General features: G+C 38.6%; 25 protein-coding genes. 10 read left to right on the forward strand and 15 right to left on the reverse strand.

Going from position 1 to position 25,929, the window contains the following annotated elements:
• Positions 1-34 precede the first annotated feature (34 nt).
• The 3 genes from CSE16_RS07520 (at position 35) to CSE16_RS07530 (ending at position 3,158) form a co-directional block, all read left to right on the forward strand.
• On the forward strand, positions 35-364 hold the full coding sequence (locus tag CSE16_RS07520) for a metal-sensing transcriptional repressor (RefSeq protein ID WP_253896197.1): 330 nt from the start codon (positions 35-37) through the stop codon (positions 362-364).
• A 97-nt stretch (positions 365-461) separates the two neighbouring features.
• Entirely contained in the window at positions 462-668 is a 207-nt protein-coding gene (copZ, locus tag CSE16_RS07525) for a copper chaperone CopZ (RefSeq protein ID WP_099423335.1), read from the forward strand.
• A gap of 78 nt (positions 669-746) precedes the next feature.
• A complete protein-coding gene (locus CSE16_RS07530; protein ID WP_099423336.1) occupies positions 747-3,158 on the forward strand; it encodes a heavy metal translocating P-type ATPase in 2,412 nt (803 codons plus the stop codon).
• 183 nt (positions 3,159-3,341) lie between these two features.
• Here the strand turns inward: CSE16_RS07530 and CSE16_RS07535 are convergent, their stop codons facing one another.
• Complete coding sequence (locus tag CSE16_RS07535) at positions 3,342-4,043, reverse strand: response regulator (RefSeq protein WP_099423337.1); 702 nt, start codon at positions 4,041-4,043, stop codon at positions 3,342-3,344.
• Complete coding sequence (locus CSE16_RS07540; protein WP_099423338.1) at positions 4,036-6,732, reverse strand: sensor histidine kinase; 2,697 nt, start codon at positions 6,730-6,732, stop codon at positions 4,036-4,038. The genes CSE16_RS07535 and CSE16_RS07540 overlap by 8 nt, the downstream gene beginning before the upstream one ends.
• 429 nt (positions 6,733-7,161) lie before the next feature.
• Between CSE16_RS07540 and kdpA the strand changes: the two genes are divergently transcribed.
• Genes kdpA through kdpC form a run of 3 tightly spaced genes read left to right on the forward strand, consistent with a single transcriptional unit; the run spans position 7,162 to position 11,682 of the window.
• Positions 7,162-8,976, forward strand: coding sequence for a potassium-transporting ATPase subunit KdpA (gene kdpA, locus CSE16_RS07545; RefSeq protein ID WP_099423339.1), 1,815 nt, complete (start codon positions 7,162-7,164; stop codon positions 8,974-8,976).
• Positions 8,977-8,991: 15 nt separating this feature from the next.
• Positions 8,992-11,055 (forward strand): potassium-transporting ATPase subunit KdpB, encoded by a 2,064-nt coding sequence (gene kdpB / locus CSE16_RS07550; protein WP_099425781.1) that lies wholly within the window; start codon positions 8,992-8,994, stop codon positions 11,053-11,055.
• A gap of 18 nt (positions 11,056-11,073) precedes the next feature.
• On the forward strand, positions 11,074-11,682 hold the full coding sequence (gene kdpC, locus CSE16_RS07555; protein ID WP_099423340.1) for a potassium-transporting ATPase subunit KdpC: 609 nt from the start codon (positions 11,074-11,076) through the stop codon (positions 11,680-11,682).
• 458 nt (positions 11,683-12,140) lie between these two features.
• On the opposite strand, the gene CSE16_RS07560 is transcribed toward kdpC, so the two are convergent.
• On the reverse strand, positions 12,141-13,430 hold the full coding sequence (locus tag CSE16_RS07560) for a DUF2252 domain-containing protein (RefSeq protein WP_099423341.1): 1,290 nt from the start codon (positions 13,428-13,430) through the stop codon (positions 12,141-12,143).
• 560 nt (positions 13,431-13,990) lie between these two features.
• Here CSE16_RS07560 and CSE16_RS21250 point away from each other — a divergent pair.
• Positions 13,991-14,161 carry a hypothetical protein gene (locus tag CSE16_RS21250; RefSeq protein ID WP_157764762.1) on the forward strand — a complete coding sequence of 57 codons (171 nt, stop codon included), beginning with the start codon at positions 13,991-13,993 and terminating at the stop codon, positions 14,159-14,161.
• A gap of 309 nt (positions 14,162-14,470) precedes the next feature.
• On the forward strand, positions 14,471-14,704 hold the full coding sequence (locus tag CSE16_RS07565; protein ID WP_099423342.1) for an MDR/zinc-dependent alcohol dehydrogenase-like family protein: 234 nt from the start codon (positions 14,471-14,473) through the stop codon (positions 14,702-14,704).
• Between the two features lie 13 nt (positions 14,705-14,717).
• Here CSE16_RS07565 and CSE16_RS07570 read toward each other — a convergent pair whose 3' ends face one another.
• The 10 genes from CSE16_RS07570 to CSE16_RS07605 form a co-directional block, all read right to left on the reverse strand.
• Complete coding sequence (locus tag CSE16_RS07570) at positions 14,718-15,005, reverse strand: transposase (protein ID WP_099423343.1); 288 nt, start codon at positions 15,003-15,005, stop codon at positions 14,718-14,720.
• A 267-nt stretch (positions 15,006-15,272) separates the two neighbouring features.
• Complete coding sequence (locus CSE16_RS07575; protein WP_099423344.1) at positions 15,273-15,614, reverse strand: hypothetical protein; 342 nt, start codon at positions 15,612-15,614, stop codon at positions 15,273-15,275.
• A gap of 223 nt (positions 15,615-15,837) precedes the next feature.
• The gene (locus tag CSE16_RS21255; RefSeq protein WP_157764763.1) at positions 15,838-16,710 is read right to left on the reverse strand and encodes a hypothetical protein; all 873 of its coding nucleotides are present in this window, start codon (positions 16,708-16,710) and stop codon (positions 15,838-15,840) included.
• A gap of 220 nt (positions 16,711-16,930) precedes the next feature.
• Positions 16,931-17,563, reverse strand: coding sequence for a hypothetical protein (locus CSE16_RS21260; protein WP_157764764.1), 633 nt, complete (start codon positions 17,561-17,563; stop codon positions 16,931-16,933).
• A 276-nt stretch (positions 17,564-17,839) separates the two neighbouring features.
• Positions 17,840-18,271, reverse strand: coding sequence for a hypothetical protein (locus tag CSE16_RS21265; RefSeq protein ID WP_157764765.1), 432 nt, complete (start codon positions 18,269-18,271; stop codon positions 17,840-17,842).
• A gap of 84 nt (positions 18,272-18,355) precedes the next feature.
• A complete protein-coding gene (locus CSE16_RS21270; RefSeq protein ID WP_157764766.1) occupies positions 18,356-18,721 on the reverse strand; it encodes a hypothetical protein in 366 nt (121 codons plus the stop codon).
• Between the two features lie 6 nt (positions 18,722-18,727).
• A complete protein-coding gene (locus tag CSE16_RS21275) occupies positions 18,728-18,925 on the reverse strand; it encodes a hypothetical protein (RefSeq protein WP_157764767.1) in 198 nt (65 codons plus the stop codon).
• A 6-nt stretch (positions 18,926-18,931) separates the two neighbouring features.
• Positions 18,932-19,261: a hypothetical protein gene (locus CSE16_RS21280; protein ID WP_157764768.1), complete on the reverse strand. Its 330-nt coding sequence runs from the start codon at positions 19,259-19,261 to the stop codon at positions 18,932-18,934.
• 1,689 nt (positions 19,262-20,950) lie between these two features.
• Positions 20,951-21,844 carry an AraC family transcriptional regulator gene (locus CSE16_RS07595; RefSeq protein WP_099423345.1) on the reverse strand — a complete coding sequence of 298 codons (894 nt, stop codon included), beginning with the start codon at positions 21,842-21,844 and terminating at the stop codon, positions 20,951-20,953.
• 816 nt (positions 21,845-22,660) lie between these two features.
• Positions 22,661-22,885, reverse strand: coding sequence for a hypothetical protein (locus CSE16_RS07605; RefSeq protein ID WP_099423346.1), 225 nt, complete (start codon positions 22,883-22,885; stop codon positions 22,661-22,663).
• 288 nt (positions 22,886-23,173) lie between these two features.
• Here CSE16_RS07605 and CSE16_RS07610 point away from each other — a divergent pair, with 288 nt between their 5' ends.
• On the forward strand, positions 23,174-23,416 hold the full coding sequence (locus CSE16_RS07610; RefSeq protein WP_253896198.1) for a translation initiation factor 2: 243 nt from the start codon (positions 23,174-23,176) through the stop codon (positions 23,414-23,416).
• A gap of 99 nt (positions 23,417-23,515) precedes the next feature.
• Here CSE16_RS07610 and CSE16_RS07615 read toward each other — a convergent pair whose 3' ends face one another.
• Together CSE16_RS07615 and CSE16_RS07620 are read right to left on the reverse strand one after the other, a co-directional pair.
• A complete protein-coding gene (locus CSE16_RS07615; protein WP_099423348.1) occupies positions 23,516-23,674 on the reverse strand; it encodes a uroporphyrinogen-III decarboxylase in 159 nt (52 codons plus the stop codon).
• 121 nt (positions 23,675-23,795) lie between these two features.
• A complete protein-coding gene (locus CSE16_RS07620; RefSeq protein WP_099423349.1) occupies positions 23,796-24,335 on the reverse strand; it encodes a DUF1572 family protein in 540 nt (179 codons plus the stop codon).
• 544 nt (positions 24,336-24,879) lie between these two features.
• On the opposite strand from CSE16_RS07620, the gene CSE16_RS07625 reads away from it, so the two are divergent.
• Entirely contained in the window at positions 24,880-25,659 is a 780-nt protein-coding gene (locus CSE16_RS07625; RefSeq protein ID WP_099423350.1) for a GNAT family N-acetyltransferase, read from the forward strand.
• The last annotated feature ends 270 nt before the right edge of the window (positions 25,660-25,929 follow it).

Below are 25,929 nucleotides of genomic sequence, written 5' to 3' on the forward strand. Positions count from 1 at the left end.
TGGTATTATGAAAACAAGGTTAGGGGGCGAGTAATTGAAAAATCCATTAGAAGATATTACTTGTCATGCTGTAGAAGCATCATGTCGAAAAAGTCATCACCCTGAAAAAGTAAAAAAAGATTTATCCAATCGATTAAATCGCATTGAAGGCCAAGTTCGAGGTATAAAAGGTATGATTGAAAAGGATGTTTATTGTGATGATATTATTACTCAATTATCTGCCACTCAGTCTGCTTTAAATAGTGTAGCGAAAATTTTACTTGAAGGGCACTTAAAGGGTTGCGTGGTCGATCGTTTGTCAGAAGGTGACGATTTAGTATTAGACGAATTTGTGGTGACCATTCAGAAACTGATGAAAAAATAAGGGAGAAAACTTATAGAATATAGCGGTGTGTTTAAATTATAACTACCCCTATGTTGTATAAATTAATTTATAAAAAAATCAAGGGGGAGAAAATATTATGCAAAACGTAACATTAAATGTTGAAGGCATGTCATGTGGACATTGCGTTAAATCAGTAGAGGGTAGTGTGGGTGCACTAGCAGGCGTTAACGAAGTCAAAGTAAATTTAGCAGAAGGATTAGTGGAGGTTGCTTTTGATGAAGCACAAGTATCACTAGATCAAATTAAAGAAACAATTGACGACCAAGGCTACGATATTAAATAATAAGGGGTGCTCTCGCAGCACTCTCTTCTTTTCAAAAATATATACCCCTATATGGTATACAGAGAGGTGGATAACAACATGAGTTCAGAACAAAAAGAAGTGAATTTACAAATAACCGGAATGACATGTGCGGCCTGTGCAACACGTATTGAAAAGGGTTTAAATAAAATGGATGGTGTCGAAATGGCAAATGTCAATTTAGCACTGGAAAAATCCTCGATCAAATATGACCCATCTAAACTAAGTGAAGTGGATTTTGAGAAAAAAATTGAAGCATTAGGCTACGGTGTTGTAAAGCAAAAAGCAGAGTTCGATATTACGGGGATGACGTGTGCAGCATGTTCGACACGTATTGAAAAAGGGTTAAATAAGATGGAAGGTATTGCGGTTGCGAACGTAAATTTAGCCCTAGAAAAAGCAACAATTGAGTTCAATCCTTCTGAGGTAACGATTTCAGACATTATCGCAAAGGTTGAGAAATTGGGCTACGGTGCACATCAAAAGCAAGATGAAAAAGAAACAGCTGACCATCGTGAGCAAGCAATAAAAAAACAGCAAAATAAATTTATTTTATCAGCGATTCTTTCATTACCATTATTGTGGACGATGGTAGGACATTTCTCGTTTACATCATTTTTATACGTACCAGAGTTTTTAATGAATCCTTGGGTACAAATGGTATTAGCAACACCTGTGCAATTTATTATTGGGAAACAGTTTTACGTGAGTGCCTATAAAGCACTACGAAATGGCAGTGCCAATATGGACGTTTTAGTTGTGATGGGGACATCGGCTGCTTATTTTTACAGTGTATATCAAGCAATCATTACAGCAGGTACACATCACGGACCCCATCTTTATTTCGAAACAAGTGCGGTGCTAATTACATTAATTTTACTAGGTAAATTATTTGAAGCAAAAGCAAAAGGTCGCTCTTCAGAAGCTATTAAAAAATTAATGGGACTGCAAGCGAAAACCGCCATTGTCGTGCGTGATGGCATCGAAAAAGAAATTCCGCTAGAAGAAGTCGTTATAGGTGATACGATATTAGTAAAACCAGGTGAAAAAATCCCAGTAGACGGTGAAGTATTAGAAGGTACAACAGCTATTGATGAATCGATGCTAACAGGTGAAAGTTTACCGGTAGATAAAGTAACGGGTGACGTTTTATATGGTTCAACAATAAATAAAAATGGTTTTATCAAAATGACGGCAACGAAAGTAGGGCGCGATACAGCTTTAGCTCAAATTATTAAAGTTGTAGAAGATGCACAAGGGTCTAAAGCGCCAATTCAGCGATTAGCTGACCAAATTTCAGGCGTATTCGTACCAATTGTTGTCGCAATTGCGGCTATTACGTTCTTAGCATGGATTTTATGGGTTACACCAGGTGACTTTACAAAAGCACTTGAAGTGTTTATTGCCGTGTTAGTCATTGCATGTCCATGTGCACTTGGTCTTGCAACTCCAACATCTATTATGGCAGGTTCTGGTCGTGCAGCTGAATTTGGAATTCTTTTCAAAGGTGGCGAGCACTTAGAACAAACACAAAGTATCGATACAGTTGTTGTTGATAAAACAGGTACTGTAACACATGGTAAACCAGTATTAACAGATGTTATTGTAGTAAATGGAGAAGAGGAAAAATTCTTATCACTCATTGGTGCAGCAGAAAAACAATCTGAGCACCCATTAGCAGAGGCGATTGTGGCGGGGATTGTAGATCGTGGCATCGAACTTGGCGAAGTACAATTTTTTGAAGCGATTCCAGGGTACGGAATCCAGGCAACAGTTTCAGGGCAAGGTGTTGTCATTGGTACACGAAAATTAATGGCACAATACGGTATTGATATTACAGCGGTTCTACCACAGATGGAAGAGCTAGAACGCAATGGGAAAACAGCGATGCTTGCAGCGATTAATGGTCAATACGCAGGTTTAGTTGCGGTTGCTGATACGGTGAAAGAAACATCGAAAGAAGCAATTCGTCGTCTACAAGACATGGGCATCTACGTTATAATGATGACAGGTGATAACGAACGTACAGCGCAATCCATTGGTAAACAAGTGGGTGTAAATGCGGTTATTGCAGAAGTATTACCAGAGGGCAAAGCAGAAGAAGTGAAAAAACTGCAAGCACATGGGAAAAAAGTTGCGATGGTTGGTGACGGAATCAATGATGCACCAGCATTAGCGACAGCCAACATCGGGATGGCTATTGGAACAGGAACAGATGTGGCGATGGAAGCTGCGGACATTACATTAATTCGTGGTGACCTTAACAGCATTGCGGATGCCATATTAATGAGCCGTAAAACAATGCGCAACATTAAACAAAATCTATTTTGGGCATTTGCCTATAATGTAATGGGAATTCCGATTGCAGCAATAGGATTATTAGCACCATGGGTAGCAGGTGCTGCGATGGCATTCAGTTCTGTATCGGTCGTGTTAAATGCCCTTCGTTTACAACGAGTGAAGCTAAAATAATTAGGTGAAAAATACAAAACGCCGAAACATTGAATTAACAATGTTTCGGCGTTTTCAAGTTCAAGTAATTTTGTAGAATCTTACTCAAATTAGTAGGTAAGATTTTAATTAGACTATCAAGGCCCCTTAAACTAGAGACTATTTCTTGAAAGGAAAATAAATAAAAAGCTGTTATGAAATGATTTATTCATTTTTTAACATTCGATATCCAACACCGATATGTGTTTGGATATACTTTGGTTGCGTTGAATTTAATTCAATTTTTTTCCGTAATGTTGCCATAAAGACACGTAAAGAAGAGACATCATTTTCCCACGTACTACCCCAAATTTCCTTTGTAATGTAGTTATGAGTTAGTACTTTTCCCGCATTTTTAGATAGTAGCACGAGCAGTTTATATTCAATTGGTGTAAGATGCAGTTCCATATCTTTTAAATAGGCACATCCAGCCACATAATCGATTTTTAAGTCTCCATTTGTAAAGTGAAGGTTTTGTTGTGGACTGTCTGATTTATGATAGTGAATACGACGAATCGCCACTCGTAATCTTGCAAGTAATTCTTCGATTGAAAAGGGCTTCGTCAAATAGTCATCTGCACCAGCGTCCAGCGCTTCAATTTTATCTTGATCCATACTTCGAGCACTTACGACGATAATAGGCATAGTAGACCAGGAACGGATTTTTTTTATTATCTCAATGCCATCCATATCAGGTAACCCTAAATCTAAAATAACGATATCAGGATTATGAGAAATCGTTTCTAAAATTGCCTGGCTTCCACGAGATGCAGTATGAAATTTATATTCTTGAGTTTCCAGAGTTATTGATATTAAATTTTTGATTGCTTCATCATCTTCCACGACTAAGACGAACGGTTTACTCATAAATTTTCACCTCTTTAGCTTGTAATGTAAATCGGAAAATAGTTCCTTTTGGATAATGGTCGTGTACTGTTAATGAACCACCGTGTACAGAAATAATCGACTTACATAAAGCTAAACCAATACCTATACCACGCCTGCTATCTGATACACTTTTGTGGACTGTATAAAACATTTCAAAGATTTTCTCTTTTGCTGTATCTGGAATACCGTCGCCATTATCCGTGATGTCAACTACAATCCAATCGTTTTCTTTCTTCGTAGAAATCGTAATCTCAGAGCCAACAGGTGTATACTTTATCGCATTATCAATCAGGTTAATTAGCACTTGAACTATTAATCGTGGATCGAGTTTCGCTATTAAAATACCATCTGCATAATCGACTTTTATGATATGGTCACGACTCCTCCGATTCACATGGAGAAGAGCTTCATTGATGACCTCATCGATTAATTCAGCGTCCATTTGGATATTCATAGTACCATTTTCAATACTAGTTATAGAAAGTAAATTTTCAACTAAGTTAATTAACCACTGTGCATCATTATAAATATCCTCAAATAACCGCATTTTCTTATCTTCGTCTATACTGAATTCGTTACTCAATAAGATATGCGCATTCCCTGAAATCGTAGTCAGTGGGGAACGTAAATCATGTGATATAGCACGTAATAAATTTGCTCTTAATTGTTCATTTTTAACTTGAGTTGCGGCCTCTTCGCGTTTACGTATGAAGTGCTCCTTTTCTAGTGCGAGGGCACATTCCCCAAGCATTGATAAAACTAAGTTATTTTCTAATGTATCTAGCGTTTTATTTTCTTTTAGTGCAATGCCAATGACTCCATACACACGAAGATTTGTTCGGATAGCTAAGTACAAACATTTCGCACTGCCAAGCGTATTTGTCGTTGCACCGGCATGTTTATTATTTTTAAATACCCAAGCAGCAACCGCTTGTTCATTGTCTGTAGTGAATTCAGTGCTGTCTGTTTCGTCTTGTTCAAAAAATACAATTGGTTGAGCTAAATTTTGTTCATGAATTGGGTAGAATACGACACTATGATTCAGTAATTTGACAAGCTGTTTAGCTGTTGTCGCTAAAATACCCTCTTGTTGAGTTTCTTGTTGAAGCAGTTGATTCGTTTCAAGTAACACTTTTGTTCGGTAAGCCGTTTCCGCGGAATGTTGTGCTTGGATTTTTAATTTACTTGCTAACGTGCCAATAATAAAGGCTGTAATAAACATAATTAAAAATGTGATGTGATGGCTCGGATCATTGGCTTCAAGTGAAAAAATCGGATAGGTGAAGAAAAAATTGAACGCAATTACACTAAGCGTAGCCATTAAAATACTACAAAAGAGATTCGCTGTTATGATTGCTGTAACGAGTACACCAAGTATATACATATTGATAATGTCCGTGTTACTGAAATTGAAGGTTTGGAATACAAAGCCGATAGCCGTTGTGATTGCTAATGTTAGGGCTACTTTCAATAAGTCCATTCCACTGCACCATGATGATTTTTTCAAAGTTGTTTTCTTCTTATATGGTTCCGCTTGTTGGTCTGGAATGACGTATATATCTAGATTTGGTGATAAATTTGTTAATTGCTCGGTAAACGATTTTTTTATGCTAAGAAAATTTCGTTTGGTGTTTGAGCGTCCAATGACTATCTTTGTAACACGGATATAACGGGCGAACTCGGATATTTGGAAGGCAACATCCTCGCCATAAACTTTCTCAATATTCGCCCCTAATTGTTCCGCAAGACGCATATTTTTTTGCAGTCTTGCTTTGTTTATATCCGACCACTCACCAAAGGAAGCTGTTTCTACAAATAAGGCAGTAAAATTCCCTTTAAATGCACTTGCCATTCTCGCAGCTGTTCGAATAATTTTCGCATTTGACGGGGAAGAAGAAAGGCAAACTAAAATATGTTCCCCTGCATTTAAACTGCTTTTCGACGATATATTACTCTTTTCTGCAACACGATTAACTCTGTCAGCAGTTCGTCTTAACGCAATTTCTCTTAATGCTACTAAATTTTCCAAAGTAAAAAAGTGATTCATTGCTTTTTCTGCTTGGTCATGGTTATAAATTTTCCCTTCATTTAGGCGTTCAAGTAAATCTGCCGGCTCAATATCTACAAGTGTTACTAGATTGGCTTCATCAAATACATAGTCTGGAATGCGTTCACGAACAACGACACCTGTAATCGATGCGACTAAATCATTCAAACTTTCGATATGTTGCACATTAATTGTTGTATAAACATCGATACCTGCCTTCAAAAGCTCTTGAATATCTTGATAGCGTTTTAAATGTCTTGCTTGTTCTATATTCGTATGGGCTAGTTCATCAACTAAAATTATCTGCGGATTTCTAACTATAGCTGCATCTAAATCAAGTTCATGCAAGAGCATATTTTTATGTTGCACTTGAAGGTAAGGCAATTGCTCAATTCCTTGTAAGAGCGCCATTGTTTCAGGGCGTGCATGGGGTTCAATATAGCCTGCTACTACTTCAATGCCGTGTTCTTTTGCTAAATGGGCTGCTTTTAACATTGCGTACGTTTTACCAACACCAGCTGCATAGCCAAAGAAGATTTTTAAATGACCTTGATGTTTTTCTTTTTTAATCATTTGGATTTTTTTTAAAATTGCATCAGGATCTTCTCTCTCGAAGCTCATTATTATCCCTCATTTTTATTTCAAGATTTTCATTAACACAGCCTAGTAAAAATTCATTCAATATTAGTATATATCTGTCTGACATTAAGATAGTATAAAGATTTTTGTTTGTATGAACCTACTATTCTATTTTGACTGAAATTACTACTTCCTTTTTTTAATTACGCCTCCGCTAACTCTTGTCCTGATTTTTTTCAGCATGCTAGAAAAGCTCCTTTAAAAAACTGTGACTACTGCAGACGCAAGTCAAATCTTAATGCTTTCTTAATTGGAAAAACCTTTTTCCTAACACTATTTTAATTCCAAATTTTGTATTGTTGTATTAGAAGGAGGAATGGTGATGCAAATAGTTATCAGTACCATTGGGGGAATCGCTGTTATTTTACTCATTTACTATATGGTGATTTTGTTAAGGGGTGATGTTAGTTGATGAACTTAATTTTGCAATATGGCTTGTACTTAGGCTTTCTCGTCTTATTAGCAATCCCTTTAGGGCATTATATTGGGAAAGTGATGAACGGAGAAAAGGTAATTCTATCGAACTTACTTAAGCCACTCGAACAAATGATATATAAAGTAATGAAAATTGAAGCTTCAGAACAAATGTCGTGGAAAAAATATGCCACCTCGGTTCTGTTATTTAGTGGTATAGGTTTTATTTTTTTATTCGTACTTCAATTAGTGCAGGGGGCATTGACTGGAAATCCACAAGGGATTGCAAATATGTCTTGGCATTTATCATTCAATAATGCTATTAGCTTTATTACGAATACAAATTGGCAGTCCTACACAGGCGAAGCTCAAATTACGTATTTAGTGCAAGCACTGGGATTAACGGTTCAAAACTTCGTATCTGCCGCGACCGGAATTGCTGTATTATTTGCACTTATTCGAGCATTTATCAATGTGAAAAGTAATGGGCTCGGCAGTTTTTGGATTGACGTCACAAGAGTCAATTTATACGTACTTATACCAATCAGTTTTGTCATTACGCTTTGTTTATTGTCTCAAGGTGTCGTGCAAAATCTAAAGCCTGCAGAAACGGTACAATTACTCGAACCGATTGCGATTGCTGAGGATGGAACAATTATTGACTCAGCACAAATTGATGTGGAATCGAAGGAAGTATTTGTGAATGGGGAGTTGGTTGCGAATGCACAAATTGTTACGGAGCAGTTTGTACCAATGGGACCCGCAGCAAGTCAGATTGCAATTAAGCAATTAGGAACAAATGGTGGTGGATTCTTTGGCGTAAATTCTGCCCACCCATTCGAAAATCCAACTGCCTTTTCAAATTTGATTGAAATGTTATCTATTTTATTAATTCCAGTAGCGCTATGTTTTACTTTCGGACGAAATATAAAGGATAAAAAGCAAGGTTACGCAATTTTTTCAGCGATGTTCATCATACTAATGCTGGCAATGGCGGCGCTTGCTGTTAATGAACAATTGGGCACACCTCAACTTGCTCAAGATGGAATGGTCGATCTTTCAACTGAAGCCCAAGCAGGAGGAAATATGGAAGGGAAGGAATCTCGTTTTGGAATTGCAGCTTCCACAACATGGACTGCATTTACAACCGCAGCATCAAATGGCTCTGTAAACTCAATGCACGATAGTTTGACTCCACTTGGCGGTATGGTACCAATGCTATTAATGCAGCTCGGGGAAGTAATTTTTGGAGGTGTCGGTAGTGGGCTATACGGTATGTTGTCGTTCGTAATTTTAACCGTATTTATTGCTGGGTTAATGGTAGGAAGAACTCCTGAATATTTAGGAAAGAAAATCGAACCGTATGAAATGAAATGGGCTGTTCTTTGCTGTTTAGCAACCCCAATTGCAATTTTAGTAAGTGGTGGAATTGCAGCGTTGGTGCCAAGTGTTACGAATAGTCTAAATGAAGTTGGACCGCATGGTTTCTCAGAATTACTTTATGCATTTACTTCAGCAGGGGCAAATAATGGATCAGCTTTTGCAGGTTTGGCAGCGAACACACCATTTATCAATTTGAGTTTAGGTTTAGCTATGCTATTTGCTCGCTTTGTACCAATTCTTTGTACACTAGCAATTGCAGGAAGTTTGATTCAAAAGAAAAAAATGGCGACAACCGCTGGAACTCTTTCAACGAGCAATGGATTGTTTATTTTCTTATTAATTTTTGTTGTCATTTTAGTCGGTGCATTAAGCTTCTTTCCAGCCCTTGCACTAGGACCGATTGCTGAATTTATGATTATGGTGAACTAGGGGGTAGTAGAGATGATGACCACATCAAAAAGTGCATTAACTGATAAAACGATGCTTATGAGAGCAATAAAAGATTCCTTTGTTAAATTAAGTCCCAAATACCAAGCAGAAAATCCGGTTATGTTACTAGTTTATATTTCGGCAGTTTTAACATCAGCGTTATTTGCGATTTCGCTGTTTGGCATTCAAGATGCCTCTTCAGGATACACCTTTGCGATTGCGGTGATTTTATGGTTTACAGTTCTTTTTGCAAACTTTGCAGAAGCAATTGCAGAAGGGAAAGGAAAAGCACAAGCCGATTCTTTACGTGCAGCAAAGAAAGATGTGCCCGCAAACAAGATTCGTAGTCTAGATAATTTAGAAGATGTCACGGTTGTTTCATCAGCAACACTTCAAAAAGGTGATTTTGTCATTGTGAAGGCTGGGGAACAAATTCCAGCAGATGGAGAAGTCATTGAAGGCGCGGCATCTGTTGATGAAAGTGCGATTACAGGTGAATCAGCACCAGTTATTCGAGAAAGTGGTGGTGATAGAAGTGCAGTTACAGGTGGTACAACGGTTATTTCAGATGCTTTAATTATCCGTGTAACAAGTATTCCAGGTGAGAGTTTTCTAGATAAAATGATTGCCATGGTCGAAGGGGCATCCCGTAAAAAAACACCAAATGAATTAGCGCTGCAAATATTACTTGTCGCATTGTCAATCATCTTTATTTTAGTGACAGTATCACTCTATGCGTTTGCAGGCTTTTCAGCTAATTTGGCTAATAAAGAAAATCCGGTATCTGTTACAACACTTGTTGCATTACTTGTCTGTCTAGCTCCAACAACGATTGGTGCTTTGCTATCTGCTATTGGAATAGCGGGAATGAGTCGGTTAAATCAAGCGAATGTATTGGCAATGAGTGGGCGCGCAATTGAAGCAGCGGGCGATGTAGATATATTAATGCTTGATAAAACTGGAACGATTACAATCGGAAATCGACAAGCTACGGAATTTATCCCAGTTGATGGGGTAACAGCGAAAGAGTTAGCAGATTCCGCACAGCTCTCATCTTTAGCGGATGAAACGCCAGAAGGAAGAAGCATCGTTGTTTTAGCCAAAAAAGAGTTCGATATTCGAGGGCGCTCGATGAAAGGCTCCCCACTCGATTTCATTCCATTTACAGCAAAAACACGGATGAGTGGAGTAAATTTTGAAGGCAATGAAATTCGGAAAGGTGCAGCGGATGTGATGCGCGCGTATGTGGAGCAAAATGGCGGGACTTATAGTAAACACTGTGAAAAAACAGTACAGAAAATCGCTAAAAAAGGTGGTACGCCACTTGTTGTTACGAAAAATTACCGTGTCCAAGGCGTCATTTACTTAAAGGATATTATCAAGCAAGGTGTGAAAGAAAAGTTTGCGGACTTACGTAAAATGGGCATCAAAACGATTATGATTACAGGCGATAATCCATTGACTGCAGCCGCAATTGCAGCAGAAGCAGGCGTTGATGATTTCTTGGCAGAAGCGACACCAGAAGCAAAATTACAAAAAATTCGAGAATTTCAGCGGAAAGGTCACTTAGTGGCGATGACAGGAGATGGAACAAACGATGCTCCAGCGCTTGCCCAGGCAGATGTAGCCGTAGCGATGAATACTGGTACACAAGCAGCTAAAGAAGCAGGTAACATGGTAGATCTAGATTCCTCGCCAACGAAATTAATTGAAATTGTTCGTATTGGTAAGCAACTTCTTATGACGCGAGGAAGTTTAACAACCTTTTCAATTGCGAATGACTTAGCGAAATACTTTGCTATTATTCCTGCATTATTCATCGGATTATATCCAGAGCTTAGTAAGTTAAATATTATGCAGTTGCACAGTCCAGAAAGTGCCATATTATCAGCCATTATTTACAATGCACTCATCATTATTGCGTTAATACCCCTTGCATTAAGTGGTGTAAAATATCGTGAAGTGCCTGCTGGAAAACTGTTATCTCGTAACTTACTTATTTATGGGCTAGGGGGTATTATTACACCATTTATTTTCATTAAGTTAATTGATATTGCGCTTGTAGTGTTGGGCATATAAAAGAAAGGAGTGCTTTAATTGAAGCTTTTAAAAGGTACTTTATCCCGTTCGATTGTATTCTTCTTTATCTTCACCTTTATTTGTGGAGTTGTTTATCCAGTAACGATGACGGGCATGGCGCAGATTGTTTTTCCTGAAAAGGCGAATGGAAGTATTATTGAAGTGGAAGGTAAGAACTATGGCTCCGCATTACTAGGCCAACAATTTACAGGGGATACACATATGTGGGGGCGTATTATGCAGATTGATACCGCAACCTATAAAGACGCAGAAGGGAATCCATTAATGTATGCATTTCCTGCTAACTTAAGTCCCGCGAGTGAAGAATATGGAGAATTGATAGCTGAAAGAGTTACAAAAATTCAAGCAGCTCACCCAGAAAAAGCAACTATGCGGATTCCTGTTGATTTAGTTACAAGCTCAGGTAGTGGCTTGGATCCAAGTATTTCTGTAGCTGCAGCAAATTATCAGATAGAGCGACTAGCCAAAAATAATAATCTATCAATTGAGGAAGTGAAATTCATTATTGAACAATGTAGCGAATCTCGATTTTTAGGTGTTTTCGGTGAAGTAACTGTTAATGTTTTAAAAGTGAATTTAATGCTAGATGGGATTCTAGAGTATTAAAAACCCGAAAATTAAATAAATAAATTTCGTCTCGGTGTTATTAAATCCAGATATTGAATTGTGAGGAGAAAAAGGAAGCTAGTAAAACGTTTAATTTAATAATTAACGCTTTAATTAATGAAAATAAATAAATTTAGGGTTTATTTGGTGGATGCGTCTACTCATCATTTTTAATGGGCAAAAATTCTTCAAGTAATTTCCTAAAAAAGCTTAAGCCAATGTAGAGTTACTAACAAAGATTCTTATAAGGTGTGGGGAAGTTAGGCAGGGTAAGCGAATGAGGCGCACAGCTTCTTTTGCATAAACCTGTACGACGTAGCTGTGTGCTTTATGCGAAGCAAGCCTGAATTTTTCAATTGTGATTCAAAAAAAATCTTGCAAGGGGTGCACAAACAATTTTCCATCTATAGATTAAAAAAAACAGAGTGAACGAAAAACGATGTTCACTCTGTTATTTTTTAACTAAATGTGTCATTTACCCACTCTTTAAATAACTCATAGTCGGAGTAGACAATTTCTTTATAGTGCATCGCTTGTAAAGTTACGCTTTCGATAAAATAATCTTTGTGTTTGCCGATTGCGATTAAAATCGCATCTTCACTATGGTAAGTAAATACATCAGAATAATCGATATCTGCACGTGCATGAATTTTAGCAGCAATTTGTCCCATAATCGAGGTTGTCACAAAATAATCGTCCAGATCCGTATAGTTTTTCGGCTTTACTTTTTTCTTATATGGAGAACGCTCTCGAATATAGTATTCCTGTCCATCCATTGTGACATAAGCTAAATGTGGATCTTCTAAATGGTGCATGGCCTTTTGCGTCCCGACAACACGTGCGCCTTGGTGCTCATAATGGGTCCAAAATGTTTTATGATACGGTAAGAAATATGCAGGAATAGCTGTACGTACCTCTTTCATCTCAAGTACTAAATCTCCTACGCCAAGTGCGTCAGTCGCACCATCTACTAAAATATAATAGCGTTTTAAACCAATCGAAGCTGTTCCGGAACCGTATTTAATAGCGATATCTTTGATGGAATAGTTTGGTAAAGTCTTTGTGATGGCTGCAATTTCTTCATTAGATACAGGTTGCACTTCATCATTCCATAAGAAAACACGATTTCCATCTTCATTGATATGCGTAATATCTTGTAATAGATGCGAATGCTGTCTTTTTTCGAGCTTTTTCAACACTTTTTTTATTGGACCTTTTGTATTGTTTTTCGTAAACGTCAATGTAAGCGGGTCGTCCTGTTTGCGTTGGAATCGTGTTAACTGACTGATATAGCTACGCAGGAAATGATGGATGGCCATTTCTTGAGCGCCATTATGTAAACCTTGTTCTTCGATATATAGCGCGATACTGACACTCATGCGGATAACATCGTATAAATACGAACCTACATAGCCTTCGTCAAAATCATTGACATCATAAACAATGTCACCTGTTTCATTTTGAAATGCACCAAAGTTATCCATATGCATATCGCCTTGAATCCAAGTAGGCTTTGCATCTGGCGTATGGAATATAGACGGCGTTTTTGTCATGTCATAATAAAATAAATACGCACTACCGCGGAAAAAGCGGAAAGGGCTGTCGAGCATAGTGCGATATTTCTCCAAACGCTGCTCCTCACTTAAAGACATGCATTGTACATCAAATTCTTCAAAAATTGTTTTAAGCTGATCGTGCCTTAAAAACTTACGAGTGTGTTTTACCTGTTCTAATAACATGCTTCCCATTAATCAACATCCTTTCAAAGAAAGTATTTTTACTCAATTATTCGGTATTTAATCCACACTCCCCACCAAGGAAGTGATTGTGAAGAAGTGCGTGAAATTACTTTTCCGCAATAAAACATTATTGATTTTCAGTGAAAATTACTTTGGAACTATTTTTTTATCTTGATATAACGAATTATTAGGAACAATTTCGATGCGAATCCTCCTGGAATTTCTTGTTCACTTACCGTTCGTTCCTAACAATAAAAAGCCGAACCTCTACATCGAACGCAAAAGTGGTAGCTATTTGCTTGTCTCTTGATTAATAGTGATTACCCGGTAAAAAAACATCTTCATCTCAGCAATATATATTGCATATATCGTGTTTAGTTTTACCGGTAGAGAAATACAAATAAATATAGCTGAAGTTACAAAAAGTGGCATTTGATAATTACCATATAAATGAATTGTAAAGTAAATCCGAATGGCTGTCAGTTTAATTTTATGAATAATCAATTCATATTTCGTTGTATTAGATGATATAATTTACTTGAATTTACCATTTGATAAGGGGTGTTTTAATGGATTATGAAGTGGCGTTTGCGTATGGTAGTGAAGGTTTAATTACAGACAGTGTAAATGGTGTGGATGAAATTACGGTAGAGGATGGGGCCTATTTCTTCTTCGATTCAGACGAGGAAATGATTTATAGCGCACCATTGGTAAGTGTAGTATACATTAAGCGAGTTTAGGGTTTAAAGTGGCTCCTTATAAAATAATTTTCTAATGTTTATCTTCAACTAACAAACGAGGGAAGAATCTAAGAAAATGATGAAAGTAAACGGAATTCAACACGAAGCACAGCCGCATGACTTGACGCTTATGGACATTGCCGTTCCTACCATTAATAGGAAGAAGTCCTTGTCCACATTTAATCTGTTGGTGTAGGGAGTCATGATGGGTGTTTTATTGATAGGCGCGGCGCTTCCTTTTGTAGGTTCGGTACCGAGAAAGTCGTACATTATCTAGAAGCGACATGGGCTGAACAGGTGCGGCTACTGATGCCAAATGGTGTTGATGATGCACTGGCCATTCAACCGGGAACAAGCTTAACAAGTATGAAAATCGTAAAGGATGGTGGCAAAGTCGTCACGATTTCAGGCGATCAATTTGAAACCGAGCGACAGATTACCACCGAGCAAATTACGCAACTTCCGGAAATACAGAGGGAGTTAGCTACATTAACAACCAAAGTAGCTGAGGGGCGCATCCGCATGTCGTTTAGAATGAAATGAATGCAGGAAATCATTATCTTTCATCCAATGTCAGCATCATTAATCTGTAAATAACAAACGTCCCAAGGTAAGCGCCAGTTACTAAGAAAACAGGGTTTAAAAAAAGGCCGTGAATGGTAGTCATAAATACAGCATCATCAATAATGACTTGGTAAATAGACATTGAAGCGAGGCTACCAAAAATGATGATTGAAATAGTAGCTACAATATTAAAAAGCATTTTGAATTGATTGCTTTTTTGTTGTAGATAAAGCATAACAATCGGTACAACTATGCTCGAGATAACTAATAATAATTTCAAACAATCACTCCTTTATTTGTGTATTATTTTGCCCATAATTATTTGTAGATAAACAAAAAGCCGCAGCGAATACAAGTGCTGCGGCTACTCTTGCTTAATGAAAGGTAACACCTAATTAACCTATATTTTTTAATTACCGGAAAATAGATGTCGCAAATTTTCCCCTCATCTGCCATACACCGAACATCGTAATCTTAAAAGCAAAAGAAGCTGACGTAAAAGACTCATAAATTAATCTTTTAGCGTCAGCCCCGAATTTTATATTATTTATTTAATGTGTAATTCTACCGAAGAGGGGTTTTTGCTGTTTTTTGATACTTTAATACCTGAGCTGCCATTTTTTTGAGTAATCTCAAAAATTACCTGACCCTTTACATTAGACACGTCTATTCTATAGACCCTCTCTGTTTCAGGCTCCAGTGTATCTATATGTGTAGGTTGGTCATCTACATAAACAGGTAATAATTCTTTTGTTGGGGAATTTTTACTGTATGCATTTATAGTGATTTGGCGACTAATTTTTTGGTTTTTATTTTTAACTTTCACATATATGCTATCGCTATCTTCCTCTCTAGGAATTGTACAGCGTGAGACAGTTGTGTTTGACATGTAGCCTCCTCCAATTCTTTTATTTTTTACTCTTTTTTGAGAGATTTAATAGCATCAAGTATAGCTTTACGATTATTACTCTCTCCTTGTAACAATTCATTTAACATAATAGTGAATTTTGAAACTAGTTCTTCTTTATTGTCTGAATTTTGGTTACCCATTAAGCTTTGCATCATAATTAGTGTAGATAGAGTCATAGCTATATATCCAGCACTATTATCCGTTACGTTGATAACGGTATTGTTTCCGTTTGTAAAGGTATTGTGCCCAGCATCAGCGGTAGCATCAGCATCAGCGGTAGAATCTGCGTCAGCAGTAGCGTCGGAATCAGCAGTAGAGTCAGCATCAGCAGTAGCATCGGAATCAGCAGTAGAAGTAGCGTCAGAGTCAGCAGTAGCATCGGAATCAGCAGTAGAAGTAGCGTCAGAGTCAGCAGTAGCATCGGAATCAGCAGTAGAAGTAGCGTCAGAGTCAGCAGTAGCGTCGGAATCAGCAGTAGAAGTAGCGTCAGAGTCAGCAGTAGCGTCAGAGTCAGCAGTAGCGTCAGAGTCAGCAGTAGCGTCGGAATCAGCAGTAGCGTCGGAATCAGCAGTAGAAGTAGCGTCAGAGTCAGCAGTAGCGTCAGAGTCAGCAGTAGCGTCAGAGTCAGCAGTAGCGTCAGAGTCAGCAGTAGCGTCAGAGTCAGCAGTAGCGTCAGAGTCAGCAGTAGCGTCAGAGTCAGCAGTAGCGTCAGAGTCAGCAGTAGCGTCAGAGTCAGCAGTAGCGTCAGAGTCAGCAGTAGCGTCAGAGTCAGCAGTAGCGTCAGAGTCAGCAGTAGCGTCGGCATCAGCAGTAGCGTCGGCATCAGCAGTAGCGTCAGCATCAGCAGTAGCGTCGGCATCAGCAGTAGCGTCAGCATCAGCAGTAGCGTCAGCATCAGCAGTAGCGTCGGCATCAGCAGTAGCGTCAGCATCGGCAGTAGCGTCAGCATCGGCAGTAGCGTCAGCATCAGCAGTAGCGTCAGCATCGGCAGTAGCGTCAGCATCAGCAGTAGCGTCAGCATCGGCAGTAGCGTCAGCATCAGCAGTAGCGTCAGCATCGGCAGTAGCGTCAGCATCGCAGTAGCGTCAGCATCGGCAGTAGCGTCAGCATCAGCAGTAGCGTCAGCATCGCAGTAGCGTCAGCATCAGCAGTAGCGTCAGCATCGCAGTAGCGTCAGCATCAGCAGTAGCGTCAGCATCAGTAGCGTCAGCATCAGCAGTAGCGTCAGCATCAGCAGTAGCGTCAGCATCGCAGTAGCGTCAGCATCAGCAGTAGCGTCAGCATCAGCAGTAGCGTCAGCATCGCAGTAGCGTCAGCATCAGCAGTAGCGTCAGCATCGGCAGTAGCGTCAGCATCGGCAGTAGCGTCAGCATCAGCAGTAGCGTCAGCATCAGCAGTAGCGTCAGCATCAGCAGTAGCGTCAGCATCAGCAGTAGCGTCAGCATCAGCAGTAGCGTCAGCATCGGCAGTAGCGTCAGCATCAGCAGTAGCGTCAGCATCAGCAGTAGCGTCAGCATCGGCAGTAGCGTCAGCATCAGCAGTAGCGTCAGCATCAGCAGTAGCGTCAGCATCGGCAGTAGCGTCAGCATCAGCAGTAGCGTCAGCATCGGCAGTAGCGTCAGCATCAGCAGTAGCGTCAGCATCGGCAGTAGCGTCAGCATCAGCAGTAGCGTCAGCATCAGCAGTAGCGTCAGCATCAGCAGTAGCGTCAGCATCAGCAGTAGCGTCAGCATCGGCAGTAGCGTCAGCATCAGCAGTAGCGTCATCGGCAGTAGCGTCAGCATCAGCAGTAGCGTCAGCATCAGCAGTAGCGTCAGCATCGGCAGTAGCGTCAGCATCGGCAGTAGCGTCAGCATCAGCAGTAGCGTCAGCATCAGCAGTAGCGTCAGCATCAGCAGTAGAGTCGGCGTCAGCAGTAGCAGTAGCATCAGCGTCTACGTTAGAATCAACGTCAGCAGTAGCGTCAGCATCAGCAGTAGAGTCGGCGTCAGCAGTAGCAGTAGCATCAGCGTCTACGTTAGAATCAACGTCAGCAGTAGAGTCAGCATCAGCAGTAGAGTCGGCGTCAGCAGTAGCAGTAGCATCAGCGTCTACGTTAGAATCAACGTCAGCAGTAGAGTCGGCATCAGCAGTAGAGTCAGCATCGGCAGTAGAGTCAGCATCAGCAGTAGCGTCAGCATCAGCAGTAGCAGTAGCATCAGCGTCTACGTTAGAATCAACGTCAGCAGTAGAGTCGGCATCAGCAGTAGAATCAGCATCAGCGGTAGAGTCAGCATCGGCAGTAGCGTCAGCATCGGCAGTAGCGTCAGCATCAGCAGTAGCGTCAGCATCAGCAGTAGCGTCAGCATCAGCAGTAGCGTCAGCATCAGCAGTAGCGTCGGCATCGGCAGTAGAGTCAGCATCAGCAGTAGCGTCAGCATCAGCAGTAGAGTCAGCATCGGCAGTAGAGTCAGCATCAGCAGTAGCGTCAGCATCAGCAGTAGCGTCAGCATCAGCAGTAGCGTCAGCATCAGCAGTAGCGTCAGCATCAGCAGTAGCGTCAGCATCAGCAGTAGAGTCAGCATCGGCAGTAGCGTCAGCATCAGCAGTAGAGTCAGCATCGGCAGTAGCGTCAGCATCAGCAGTAGCAGTAGCATCAGCGTCTACGTTAGAATCAACGTCAGCAGTAGAGTCAGCATCAGCAGTAGAGTCGGCGTCAGCAGTAGCAGTAGCATCAGCGTCTACGTTAGAATCAACGTCAGCAGTAGAGTCGGCATCAGCAGTAGAATCAGCATCAGCGGTAGAGTCAGCATCAGCAGTAGAGTCGGCATCGGCAGTAGAGTCAGCATCAGCAGTAGCGTCAGCATCAGCAGTAGCGTCAGCATCGGCAGTAGCGTCAGCATCAGCAGTAGCGTCAGCATCAGCAGTAGAGTCAGCATCAGCAGTAGAGTCAGCATCAGCAGTAGCGTCAGCATCAGCAGTAGCGTCAGCATCGGCAGTAGCGTCAGCATCAGCAGTAGCGTCAGCATCAGCAGTAGCGTCAGCATCAGCAGTAGCGTCAGCATCAGCAGTAGCGTCGGCGTCAGCAGTAGCAGTAGCAGTAGCATCAGCGTCTACGTTAGAATCAACGTCAGCAGTAGAGTCAGCATCGGCAGTAGAGTCAGCATCAGCAGTAGAGTCAGCATCGGCAGTAGCATCAGCATCAGCAGTAGAGTCGGCATCAGCAGTAGAGTCAGCATCAGCAGTAGAGTCGGCGTCAGCAGTAGAGTTGGCATCGGCAGTAGAGTCAGCATCAGCAGTAGCGGTAGCATCAGCGTCTACGTTAGAGTCAACGTCAGCAGTAGAGTCAGCATCAGCAGTAGAATCGGCGTCAGCAGTAGCGTCAGCATCGGCAGTAGAATTGGAATCAGCAGTAGCGTCAGCATCAGAAGTAGAATCTGCATCGGCAGTAGAGTCAGCATCAGCGGTAGAGTCGGCGTCAGCAGTAGAATCAGCGTCAGCAGTAGAGTCAGCATCGGCAGTAGAATTGGAATCAGCAGTAGAGTCAGCATCGGCAGTAGAATTGGAATCAGCAGTAGAGTCAGCATCGGCAGTAGAATTGGAATCAGCAGTAGCGTCAGCATCAGCAGTAGCTTTAGCATCAGCATCAGATGATATTCCCTGGTTCAACTCGCTATTTTCCTCATATATCCAGGGATTCCAAGCGTTACATCGCTTGCAACTTCTACTATTTTTTTTACACTCATAATTACAGTATTTACATTTTTTATTACTCATCTAGTAGTTTCTCCTTTCTAAAATAATGGTCAAGCAGAAATAATATTACTTGACGTTATACAGTATGATTTTGAAAATTATTGTTCTAGTTTGTTTGACTATATTACTAATTTATTCGTTTAAAGTTTATTAGACTGGTATCATCTCCTTTGAAACCGTAGTGGTGACGTATGGTCATTAGTCATTCTTATTCAATAAACCTGCCAGTTAATTGAACAAGAAATAAGATTCGCTCTATGAGATATCAATCTTACAATTGCCATAGTTTCCTCCTCTACAGTAGCTATTATTTATAATTACCTACATTTCCTGAGTAGCCCGTGATAAAACCTCCTTTCTACAATCTATACTATGAATAGTTGTGCAAAGGAGAGGTGTTATCTATCCAATAAATATTATCTTTTGTTTAGAAATTTTAAAATATTTATTAATCTACATTTGCACAGAGGATTGATGTAGTAATAAATTTAAATATAAAAAAGTTGAAAAATGGGGATCCGACAAGAAGATAAAGGTATGTGTTCCATATATACGAATGTTTGAAGGATTATCGAAAGCTCGAGTAACAAATAGCTTACCTTGAACACAATCTCAATAAAAACGAACGTGAATTAACACGTTTTGGGAATATATGATTTAGGAATATAAGGGTATGTACTTGGTGTTATTATAACTCTTGTTTTACTTGAAGAATGTCAAAATACGATTGGTTAATTGGATAAATTTACAAATATAGTGATATCATTATCTTACTCAGCCTAAGCATGAAAAGAGTAGATGTCGAAAAATAAAGATGTATAGTTTAAATCTCACGGGGGACTTTCCCTTTATATGCACCACACAAAACTCCTGAAGTTCATTGAACATTTGTTAATCAAATTCCAACAGGTTGACAAATTAATGTCCAGTTTTTTGATGGCAATGCATAGCCATAACTCGTTCAGAGACATCAAATGTTGTACTAGCAACTGTGGTTTAATTGACTGCTATAAAGTTGGTTAAGTGTCAGAACTGGTGTAAGTACTACTAGACTGGCAATTCATGAATTGGAATAAAAATTTGGAGAAAATACAATAGGTCGCATTGCATGGGAATTATCGAGCTTGCAAGTACTGTAGTGGGGTTTGTGGGAATATGGGAAAAGGTAGTTACGATTATGTCCATGATCATTTGTAGATAATCAAAAAGCTGCAGCGAGTACAAGCGCTACAACTACCATTTGAATAATGAAAGGAGACAATCTAATTATTGTATTTGTGGGGCAAATTTTTGTAACGAAGGGTAGTATAATGCGAGGGCTGAAGGATTATTATCAGTTGGTATAAATATAAAATTTTGTAAAATGTATATAGCTCTTAGAATCCCGGTTTTCATTTATTTTTGGGCGGATGTTTTTTAAGTATTTACTGTGAGTAGGTTTCTGATTTGCTTTATGGGATACTTGAGCTTTCCCATTCTTTTTTTATTGAGGAGTATTAATTTATGGCTGGGGGAGGTGACATACAAAGTGAAAAAACGAATGCACATAAATTAATGCATTCATTTCTGTACCAATCCAATTAATTTTGCTTTTTAATTACTGGAATATAGATGTCGCAAATTTTCCCCTCATCTTCCATGCACCGATCATCGTATAGTTCAAAGTCTACACAATTTGGTGCATATTCGTACCCCGACTTAGGAAACCATTCATTAAAAATGTAATTCCATGTGCCCTGAATATTTTGAGCAAAGTTTGCAGCAGCACAAGGGGGTGTTGAAAATACAGCATAAGATGCGGGCGGCACTTCACAAACATGATAATCATTCGGAATTTCTGCACCGTCAATTGGCTCAACACCAATCACATACTCAAATTCTCCGGTTTCCATGTCAACTTGAAAACATACACCATATTCATCGTGGTTTTTAATAAAGTTTTCTGCGTGAAGGTTTTCCATCTTTCCACTACTCATATAGTCGTCCCAAAAAGCTGGGATTGCTTTTGAGTTTTCACCATCAGTTGAAGTCGTTTTGATGGCAAAACCAGCAATATTAATAGCTGAGCGTGTAACAAATTTCGGTTCCATAATAATTCCTCCGATCAAGTATTTGTTTGTAAGGGGGAGACTTGGTGGAAACGGCCGGTCACAATGCGTATGTAAGCGGTAGGTTCCTGGTGAACAGCCGAAATGACGGCGAAAAGCCTTACTAAAACCCGAGTGAGTTTCAAACCCATATTCCATTGAAATATCTAGAATTTTCCGACCAGAAGAGAGTTCGTGTGCGGCAAATGCTAGACGACGGTTTCTTACATAGGTCATCAAAGAGTATCCGATACCCCATTGAAATACCTTACTGAAATGCCAAGTTGAATATCCGGCTCGTGCAGCTAAAATATCTGGACTGATATCATCTTTAATATGTTTGTCTACATAGTCCAAAATATCTTGCAAGGTTGTTATCGTATCCATAAAAATTCCCCCTACAGTACAGTAATTTGTACTAACAATTACGGCTCTGCGTAATTGAGTACAAATTTTTTTTGAGCATGCTCGAAAAGCTCCCCTTTAAAATCTGTGACATCGCCGGGGGCTTTAACTTGATTCAACCATGATTGAACTCACTATTGAATTTAGTGCACATTTTACATTCATCCCTCAACTATAGTAGTGGAGGAATTTTGCTGAATCAAGTTAAATTGAGTATAGCAAAAAATCAGAAGGATGCTGTTCCAAAATTGTTAAATTTCAGGAGATGAAAATTTTGCAGGATTGTTAATGAGAAAAAATAATTTTCCCTTTAATAATGAGCTCTCACTTTTAGTTGAAATGATTTAATACCTTCAAAAGAGTTAATATTGACAAAAGTTCTTTTTAAAAGGGGAAGTAAATGGTTGAGTATTTTTTATTTAACTATGGAGCTAATAATTGGTTTTTTCCTGTTATTCATTCTTGTCAAAGTACTAGGGAAGAAAATAATTAATCAAATAACACCTTTTGCCTTACCAAAAGACGACCCAAGAAGATTTTAAAATATCACCTAAACAAGTGCATATCCCAGTCACATTAAATCGAGATGGGGAATTGTTAAGTGATGAATTAGGTGATATTGGCAGGGATGAGCAATGATTGATGGTTCAACTTAAAATCAATAACGTAACAGATATCCGTAATGTATTTATTGCGGAGTGGTTAGAGAACGATGGCATGTTTGTTCAAATGTTTGATGGAGTTTAATTAATGAAGACGAGAATAAAAATATCCCTCTACAAGAGAGGGACGCATGCCTTAATAAAGTGGATGTTGATTCTGGCAATGTGGAAATCCATGTATATCCTGGATTAAATAAAAGTCGTATTGTTTTAACGCGAATTGTGCTTGATATAAGTATTCGATTACAAGTAGTTTGCCATTTGATGTACCGCATAAAATTCCTGAAGTCCCTTGACCGTTTGTTAATGAAATTCCAACAGGTTGACCAGTTAAATGACCGACTTTTTGAAGCCATTGCATAGTGTTATCACTCCTTCAAATACATCATATTAACGTTGTATTTAGCAAGTGCCTGTCTTCAAGATAATGTATGGACTAATTAGGTTATAATACTTAGCTCTGTAAATAAATTCCCTGAATATTGGAAGTATCCTTGATGTTATTCTTTGAACAATGCTGAATAAAAATTAATTAAAATGTAGTGAAAATCCGAAAAAATAAAAGTGGTTATTATTCTTTCCATTATAAAACGCATATGATGACACGAAGGTAATTTTTTCTTTTCATCGGAATATGGAGGAGATGACCATGGATAACAATGAATCACAAGAAATTTTCATTGCTCAACTTTCATATATCGGTGCAGCAATCTCTACATTAGGAGATGGTATACAAGCTATTGCTGCTGGACTAACATTAGAATCTTTAAAAAATGCAAACAATCAAAGTTCTGAAAACTCGACCGATCAATCTCAAAAAACAGAAAGTATGCAAAAACAGATTGATTTTTTAATCTCGGAATTAAAACAAATTAAAAAAATTTTGAAATAAGTTGTTTGATAAAGAAATGAGGTTGTTCCTGGAGATAATGTCGTTTTAAAATAATCAGTGTTTAGATTTGGATGAATCTAAACACTGAGGAAGGGGATATTAAGCAGGGTTAGTTGTAGTTGTATTATTTTCTTGTCCAATATGATGTCCAGATGAAGAGGGAGCATAGGCAATCAAGGTTACATCTAATTTTTCTTCGAGTGATTTTAACTCTTTAATTTGTTCTGGGCCAAGCTTTGCAATCTTCGTATTTTCCAAATAAACCACTTCCTTATATCGTAATGGAATTAGTATGGGGAATTATTTAGTGTTTATGCTTGAAATTAATTAGGCAATTGGAGTGATTGAAAGAAAGATGCTAAATTTTCTCCAAACTATATCATTCAGACTGATGTTTTTTTAGCATCTGCTGTAAATAGGATTCTGACTGGCCTATTGGGATACTTAAGCTTTCCCAATTCTCACTTTTAATTTGTTTCCCAATGTAAACGATTTGCCCAATATGATAAGCATAATGAGCTAATTGTCTTTCAATTGCTTCGATGACCGAATGACTTTGCCCACGAATAAAGACAACCTTTAATAAATCTTCTTCGCTTAGGTTATTTAATGCTTCAAAAAGAGTATTCCACCCGATTTCTAAAATCGCAATCAATTCAGCTTTTGATGAGATGTTGTCAACAAATTCCTGCTCCCGATTTCTATATGGCTTCTCCCCATCAGAATTTAGGAAATCTGTCCATCTAGATATCATATTCCCACTTAAATGCGATACGATAACCGCAACGCTATTTGATTCCTCATTTAATGCCCAATGTATATCATCTTCCACAAGTTGTTCAATTGCATTATCTCCAAGGCTTTTAACACTTTGAAACCTTTCTTTTATAACCCTCAAATATTCAGTTTCAATCCTCATTTATTTACTGCCTCCTCTATGGGATATTTTGTAATTACAATAAATTTACGCAATTTATCCTTATTTTACCACAATGGTTGTAGATTTTAATTTTGAATTAGTGGAACAAGTACTTTCATTTTTTATTAATTAAAGTGATGCAAATAAACGTATATAAAATCTCAGAAAATAAATGAAATAAAGAAAAATGGAGGTTAGATATTGAAGTCTGTCTTTAAAGGATTACTTCTTATCCTTACATTAACCTTAATCAATCTAAATTTACTGAGTTGAACTAGTAAAACAACTATGTTAAATAAAAACAACTGAAAAAAATAATTCACCAAATGAGAAAGCAATTTTAAAATTCTATTGGTTTATAAATGTGTATTTTATAAATAATCCTCTGCGTAGTGTTTATAGTAAAATAAAAGGTTAAGTACCTGTGATTAGGTATAACTAAATGGTATAATAAGTAAAAAAAGAAGTCCAGCTGTATGTGTGAGAAATCAATCGCTATTCTAGAAGGTTTGTTATTTTAGTTAAAACCGAAAGGAGCTTGGAAATGGATAAAAATGAATTAATTTCACGATTCCATAAAGAACTTCGATATGAATCTCTAATACAAGGTTACATAAGAGAGGAAACAGAGCATGTTGTGCGTCACATTTCAATGTTTGATGAAAAAGGGTTTATCATCGCTTCTAATGTAAACGTAGGAAATGCAAGAGAAATTATTAGAAATGAGTTAAACTATTTTAGTAACTGTAAGCAGGACTTTGAGTGGAAGGTGTATAGCTACGATAAGCCTGATAGTTTGAAAGATATTCTTGACCAAGAAGGATTTAAAATTGATAATCCCGAAGCACTCATGGTCATGAAATTAGATGATCGACACCCTTTTCTTTCTAATAGCCCGTTCCTTAGTGTAAAGGAAATAACGGATGAACAAGGCATTCAAGACATTGTTGTTCTAGAAGATACCATCTGGAACGAATCTCATGCTGAGCTTGGAGAGAGACTTTGGAGAGACAAACAGAATAATCCTGACTCATTATATCTTTATGGAATTTATGAAAATGGTCAGCTTGTAAGTGCTGCTTGGATGTACTTAGAGACAAACTCGTCCTTTGCTAGCCTTTGGGGAGGTTCAACGCTACCATTATTTCGAGGAAAGGGTTACTACACAAAACTATTAACTGTTCGTGCGCAAAAAGCATATGAAAAGGGACATCCTTTCCTTACTGTTGACGCCAGTCCAATGAGTAGACCAATCCTAGAAAAGCATTGTTTTTGTTGTCTTGCATACTCTTATGGATGCCAGTCACCTACTACTCAAAAGTAGAGTTCCTTTTTTTTATCATAATTAATTAGTTTTATTAGTCCTTTGAAGGTTAAAATTAGTAAGGGACGCACGCTAGGGACACAAAAAATTCAAGTACTTGTTACTAACTTGGTACGTTGATTCAAAAGAATTCAACGCTTATCGAAGGAATCGGAACTTTTTCTTATAACCTGTCAAAGAGAAGTAACGAATAGTGGAAATAGGGCAGTGAATAAGATTTTGAAAAGTTCTATCATAGATATTTTGTGTTCAAAATGTGAAATGAACGAA

This window comes from Solibacillus sp. R5-41 (genome assembly GCF_002736105.1).
In the GTDB taxonomy this organism is placed as follows: Bacteria; Bacillota; Bacilli; order Bacillales_A; family Planococcaceae; genus Solibacillus.